Source organism: Clostridium bornimense, assembly GCF_018917145.1.
GTDB classification, from domain to species: domain Bacteria; phylum Bacillota; class Clostridia; order Clostridiales; family Clostridiaceae; genus Clostridium_AN; species Clostridium_AN bornimense_A.
In genome coordinates, this window is sequence record NZ_JAHLOD010000085.1 from 1 (window position 1) to 7148 (window position 7148).

Here is a 7148-nt window from a genome sequence, read left to right on the forward strand (position 1 = left end):
ATTTGTCGTTATAATCATAATTACCTCCAATATCATCTTTGGTAATTATACATTAATATAACAAATAAATGTGCATTCTTAAATGATCATTTTTCTACATTCTTATCATATCATTTATAGGTTTTAGGGATTTGGGGGATTTTCGGAACTTTTTTTTGAGGGAACATTTAATTGTTCACTTAAAATAAAGTTTCGAACGAAATAAAAAAGTTTAGAAAATATGACTAGCCAGGAGGCACTTTTGTGCCTCTGAGCTGGTCTTTTTTATGTCTGAAATTAAATATGAAAAGAGAATAGCCTGTTAAAATATCTGAATATAAATGTATGAAGAATGGCTTGAATAGTAGATTTATAGGAATAATTAAAAGAGTTTTTCGCTCACGCGTAGCGGATGATTTTACATGATTAATGCTTGAAAAACTACATGAGATTTTTTCGGGACTTTTTTATTATTTTCAATGAAAATACCTGTGGATAACTACTGATTTTTGCTTGATTTTACTTTTGGAACTTTTTTATTAGAAATAAGAGCAAAAAGGGCATCAGCCTTGAAAGGCTCAAGGTTTGAAGGGAAGACTGGATTTTCGAAACTTTTTTTGAGGGAACATTTCTAAGATTTACGAAGATTAACACTTTAGAATAGATTTGAATAAAGACTATACACGTCATAAATTTGTAAAAGCAAAATTTAAAAAGACAGGTATAGTCTTTTTCTTATCATTAAAGAATATAAAAAGAGAATACATTAGTGCTTAATTTTGAGAATCAAAAACTAGCAATAAGACTAGTTTGCACAATTATTTATAGTGGAAAATAGATATCATTAAATATGCTATTGACAAAATATTCAGAATGGTATATACTAATATTGGAAACTAGGTAAATATATAGCATATCGAGAGTTTAACTAGTTACTATAACAAGGCTTTAAGCCGTAAAGTATCCCCCTAGATTCATAAGAAACTAGGGGGTATCTTTTTACAATGGTGTGGTAAAAAATGTATTAGTTAAGGAGGTATTTATGCGAAAAGAAATTAATTATGCATTAGGTCTTGATATCGGTATTACATCTGTTGGATGGTCTATTATTAATTTAGATGAAGAAAGAATTGAAGATTTGGGAGTTAGAATTTTTAATGCAGCTGAACATCCCAAAACAGGAGCCTCTCTTGCTTTACCACGAAGGGAAGCTAGAGGGAGAAGAAGATTATTAAGAAGAAAAGCTTATAGAATAAAAAGGGTACGAAAGCTTATATTAGACAAAAAAATATTAACAAAGGAACAATTAGATAATTTGTTTCTTAACAATAATAGTATTAATGTATGGGAAGCAAGAGTATTAGGTCTAGATCAGAAGTTAAATAACGAAGAATGGGCTAAATTGCTAATTAATTTCTGTAAAAGAAGAGGTTTTAAATCTAATAGAAAAAATGAAGTAAAGGATAAAGAATCCGGAGCTATTTTAACTAGCATCAATAACAACATAACAGCTATGAAGGAATCAGGTGCTAGAACAATTGGAGAATATATATTTAAAACTGTTAAAAGTGATGATGATAAATATAAACCTTTAAGAAATAAAAGTGGAAATTATAATATGTGTGTTTCAAGAGCTATTATTAGAGAAGAAATAGACTTATTATTTCAAAAGCAAAGGGATTTTGGTAATGAATTTGCTTCAAATGAGATAGAAGATAAGTATCTTGAAATTTTCGATTCACAAAGACCTTACTCTAATTTTGAAGACTTAGAAAAGTTAGTAGGATATTGCACATTTGAAAAGAAAAAATATAAAAGAGCACCTAAAAACTCTATTACAGTTGAGGAGTTTATTTTATATGAAAATATAAATAAAATATCTATCTTAAATAATGGATATAAAAGAAAATTAACAGAGGAAGAACGTAATATAGTAATAAATGAAGCTTTTGCAAAAAAAGAAATTAAATATTCTACATTAAGAAAACTATTAGGCCTTACAGAAGATGATTACTTTTCAACTCTTACATATAACTTAGAAGGGGATAGAGTAAAAACTGAGAATACAAAGTTTATTTCCCTAAAAGGATATCATGAAATTAAAAAGGCTATCGAACATGGTATTAGTAAAGAATATTGGCAAGAAATTAAAGATGATAGAAAGTTGTTAAATAATATAGCTTATGTACTTACTTTAGGAAAAACAGATGAAGAGATTAAAAAACAACTATTAAAAAGAAATGTAGATGAAAGAATTATTGAGGCCGTTGAAGATATATCTTTTAGTAAATTTAATAATTTATCTATAGAGGCTTTAGAGAAGATATTACCGTTTCTGAAAGAGGGTTATCAATATAGTGAAGCTTGTGAAAAAGCAGGTTATGATTTTAAGGCAATTTATAAAGGGGAGAAACAGCATAAACTACCAGTTATAAAAATTGATGAAATAGTTAATCCTGTTGTAAATAGAGCTCTTGCACAAACTAGAAAAGTAATTAATGCTGTTATAGATAGATATGGTTCGCCTATTAGAATAAATATTGAGCTAGCAAGAGAATTAGCTAAAAACTTTAAAGACAGAAAAATCATAGAAAAAGAGCAAAAAGAAAATAGAAATAATATAGATAAGATACGTAAAGAAATATTTGATATTATGGATAGAGAACCAACTGGATCAGAGGTGTTGAAATATCGTTTATGGCAAGAACAAAGAGGCGAATGTGCTTATAGTCAAAGACAAATCAGCATTACAGATCTCTTCACCAGCGGTTATTGCGAGATAGATCATATTATACCTTTTAGTAAATCTTTTGATGATAGCTTAGCTAATAAGGTATTAGTATTGACAGTAGAGAATCAAAGAAAAGGAAACAGAACTCCATATGAATATTTAAACTTAAACGAAGATAGATGGCATAGTTTTGAAGTATGGGTTCAAGGAAGCAATTTAAAAAATAGAAAAAAACAAAACTTATTAAAGAAAAGTTTTTCCGATGAAGAAGAAAAAGAATGGAAAACTAGAAATCTTCAAGATACAAAATATATATGTAGGTACATTTCTAACTTTGTTAATAGTAGATTGGAGTTCAAAGAATGTGAAAAACATTCAACAAAACAAAAGGTAATCACAGTAAATGGTAGAGCCACATCATTTTTGAGAAGAAAATGGGGCTTAAGCAAAGTTAGAGAAGATGGTGATAAGCACCATGCATTAGATGCAACGGTTGTAGCAGTTACAACACAAAGTATGGTTAAAAAGATTTCTGACTTTAGTAAAAGGCATGAATTAAATTCAAAGAAAAATGGAGAATTATTACCTAGACCATGGCAAGGCTTTAGTGAAGAGTTAAAGATGCGACTTAGTGATGACCCAATTAGTGAATTAAGAAAATCACCTATTAGCAGCTATGATCAAGAATTTATAAATAAAACAGTAAGACCTATTTTTGTTTCAAGAGTACCATTTAGAAAGATAGGTGGAAAGCTCTTTAAAGAAACAGTTTATTCAAAGAGAGCCTTTAATGAAAATGGATTTATCATTAAAAAGAATCTTCAAGAGGTAACACTTAAGGATATGGATAATGTTTATAACTATAATGGTGATAGAAGACTCTATGATGCTTTGAGAGAAAGACTAGAGGAGTTCGGTGGAAATGGTAAGAAGGCCTTTGAAGAAGAGTTTAGAAAGCCTACTAAAGATGGGAAATTAGGTCCTGTTGTAAAAAGTATTAAGATAGTAACATCGGTTCCTTTTAAAGATGGTATAGAGCTTAATGATGGACTTGTTGCAAAAGAAGGTATGGTTAGAATAGATATTTATGAGAAGGAAGGAAAGTATTATGCGGTTCCTGTTTATAGATATCAATTGGCAAATGGTATAATACCTAAAAAGGCAGCTTTAGCATCAAAACCTGAAGATCAATGGACATTGATGGACAATTCTTATAAATTTTATTTTTCTATTTATAAAAATGATCTTATAGAAATAATATTTGAAAAGAAGAAAGATTATTTTGGCTACTATGATGGATTCGATAGGTCAACAGCTTCACTGGTTATGGAAAGTCATGATAGTTCAAGTCGTTATAGGGGTATAGGGATTAAATCAGGTGTTAAAGCTTTTAATAAATATGAGGTAGACGTATTAGGAAGATTTCATAAAGTTAGGATTGGTAGATAATATGAGTTTTAGAAGTGTTATTATATCAAATCCAGCTACACTGACATTAAAAAATAATAATTTAATTATTAATACAGAAGATCAGTATCAGATACCTATAGAAGATATAACTGTATTAGTTATCGAAACTGTTGCTGCTAAGGTTTCTAGTAGATTATTAAGTGCTTTGTCAGAAAACAATGTTGCAACGGTATTATGTGATGAAAAACATTTACCATCTGCTACTGTATTACCATTGAATAAGCATCATAGAACCTACAAGGTATTGAAGAATCAATTAAATCAAAGTGCGGCCTTTTCAAAAAGAATATGGCAAAGTATAGTTAAGAAAAAATTATATAATCAAGGACGTTGCTTAGAATTATGTGAGATAGAAGGATATGATTATTTGATGAAGCTTTCACAAGATATAGAAAGTGGAGACAAAGGTAATAAAGAAGCTATTGGAGCAAAATATTATTTTCCTTGTATTTTTGGACATAAATTTACTAGAGATGATACATCTTCTATTAATTCTGCATTAAATTATGGATATTCAATAATAAGAAGTGCTGTTGCTAGAACTTTAGTAATGTATGGCTTTAATCCTGCTTTAGGCGTTAACCATTGTAATGAATTGAACTCCTTTAACTTAGCAGATGATTTTATGGAGCCATTAAGACCAATAGTTGATTTATGGGTATATGAAAATATAAGTGACGATGATGAATTTACAAGAGAGCACAGAATAGCATTAGTTGATTTAGTCAACCATTGTTGCATTATAGAAAATCAAAAGCATTCCATTTTAAATGGTATAGATAAAATGATTGCATCTTATACAACAGCATGCAGTAAAAAAGATTTTAGACTATTAAAGTTACCTGAAATAATACCACTGGAATATCATTATTATGAGTAAAAAATTTATGAGATTACTAGTATTTTTTGATTTGCCTGTTGTAAAGAAAGAAGATAGAAAAGAATATGCAATTTTTCGAAGATTTCTATTGAATGATGGTTATATAATGTTACAATACTCTGTATACTCTAGGATATGTAATGGAATTGAAGGTAGCAATAAACATATAATGAGACTAAAAAAGAATTTACCGCCGAAAGGATCAGTAAGATTTCTGCAAATAACAGAAAAACAATATGCTGATATGCAATTTCTTGTAGGGTCGCCAAAAAAGCAAGAGGAAGCTATTAATTCTGGCATAATGAATGTTTTTTAAAAAGTAAAAACCCCTTGAAACCTAGTTGTTTCAAGGGGGTTTACAGTTCCTAATTATAGCATATCGAGAATTTACTAGGAACTATAACAAGTATGGTAAACCTCGTCCTAGTCCTAAAATTATAGCATATCGAGAATTTACTAGGAACTATAACATGGTGATGTTATTACTATTATCAATAGTGATTATAGCATATCGAGAATTTACTAGGAACTATAACTAGAAGGATATTTTGTATTTATATAGAAGTATTATAGCATATCGAGAATTTACTAGGAACTATAACATATCAAAAACAGTTACTTTCTTAAAGCCAATTATAGCATATCGAGAATTTACTAGGAACTATAACATTAATCTGTCCATCCTTGAACTTTTGCCGATTATAGCATATCGAGAATTTACTAGGAACTATAACTGAGCTTTTAATAATTCAATACGTTCTCTTATTATAGCATATCGAGAATTTACTAGGAACTATAACTTAAATGGTGTGTAATTATCGTTCACTTCTATTATAGCATATCGAGAATTTACTAGGAACTATAACAAATAATTTATCCTTACATGTAAACCAGTTATTATAGCATATCGAGAATTTACTAGGAACTATAACTCCAATCCATTATATAAGAACCATCATATTATTATAGCATATCGAGAATTTACTAGGAACTATAACAAATATTGAGTATCATATGATTTGGAAATTATTATAGCATATCGAGAATTTACTAGGAACTATAACAGCTCTGCAGCTGTATCAATCGTATTTAAAATTATAGCATATCGAGAATTTACTAGGAACTATAACCATCACTGTCTTACCTATTGTTTCTTTAGTATTATAGCATATCGAGAATTTACTAGGAACTATAACTTCAAGTTCAATATTTAAAATTCCATTTTTATTATAGCATATCGAGAATTTACTAGGAACTATAACAATTACCTTCTAGTTTAACAATATTACTATATTATAGCATATCGAGAATTTACTAGGAACTATAACTTTAATATTTGCTTCGTATATACCCATTGGATTATAGCATATCGAGAATTTACTAGGAACTATAACAGACTTAAAGAATTAACAGGACAAGATATAATTATAGCATATCGAGAATTTACTAGGAACTATAACCTCTTATTTTCTTTAGTTTCATCTTGCAATATTATAGCATATCGAGAATTTACTAGGAACTATAACAAGGAGGTAATAGAGTGGCTACAGTTGATGATTATAGCATATCGAGAATTTACTAGGAACTATAACTGGATGTCACATGCCTAGTCTTGGTGATTGATTATAGCATATCGAGAATTTACTAGGAACTATAACTCTCTTAAATTATACACTCTTTTATTACTATTATAGCATATCGAGAATTTACTAGTGGCATAATTTTTAGTTGTGTTTTACTATAGATGTCAAAAATAAATAAAGATGTAACTTTAAAAGTATTTGAAATAAGTATTATTTCAGATACTTTCTTTAGTATATAAATTAATAATATGATTTATTATCAGTGCAATTTCTTTTTTTTAAAACTGTCTTATTATTTCCAAATATTTTTATATATAAATTAAATTAATTAAACTTATCAAAAAACTATTTTACATATGATATAATTATAGTAAAAAATGTAAACTAAAGACGACTGGTAATATGTCAAGATAAAAAAACTTTAAAATTGGAAATTTTCTAGTTTGTCTTATTAAAAAAAGGGTAACTTTAATAAAGCTCATTCTGATTCCAAAATTTTACAGGG

General features: G+C 28.4%; 3 protein-coding genes and 1 CRISPR repeat array. All 3 genes read left to right on the forward strand.

All coding sequences use genetic code 11. The annotated features are described in order from the left end of the window. Positions 1–1021 precede the first annotated feature (1021 nt). Genes cas9 through cas2 form a run of 3 tightly spaced genes read left to right on the forward strand, consistent with a single transcriptional unit; the run spans position 1022 to position 5376 of the window. Positions 1022–4159, forward strand: coding sequence for a type II CRISPR RNA-guided endonuclease Cas9 (gene cas9, locus KQI30_RS16140; protein WP_216464376.1), 3138 nt, complete (start codon positions 1022–1024; stop codon positions 4157–4159). 1 nt (position 4160) lies between these two features. Beyond that, entirely contained in the window at positions 4161–5060 is a 900-nt protein-coding gene (gene cas1 / locus KQI30_RS16145; RefSeq protein WP_216464377.1) for a type II CRISPR-associated endonuclease Cas1, read from the forward strand. Then, on the forward strand, positions 5053–5376 hold the full coding sequence (cas2, locus tag KQI30_RS16150; RefSeq protein ID WP_253287548.1) for a CRISPR-associated endonuclease Cas2: 324 nt from the start codon (positions 5053–5055) through the stop codon (positions 5374–5376). The genes cas1 and cas2 overlap by 8 nt, the downstream gene beginning before the upstream one ends. A gap of 52 nt (positions 5377–5428) precedes the next feature. Beyond that, positions 5429–6718: a CRISPR direct-repeat array (repeat unit 36 nt; unit sequence ATTATAGCATATCGAGAATTTACTAGGAACTATAAC). Positions 6719–7148: the final 430 nt, after the last annotated feature.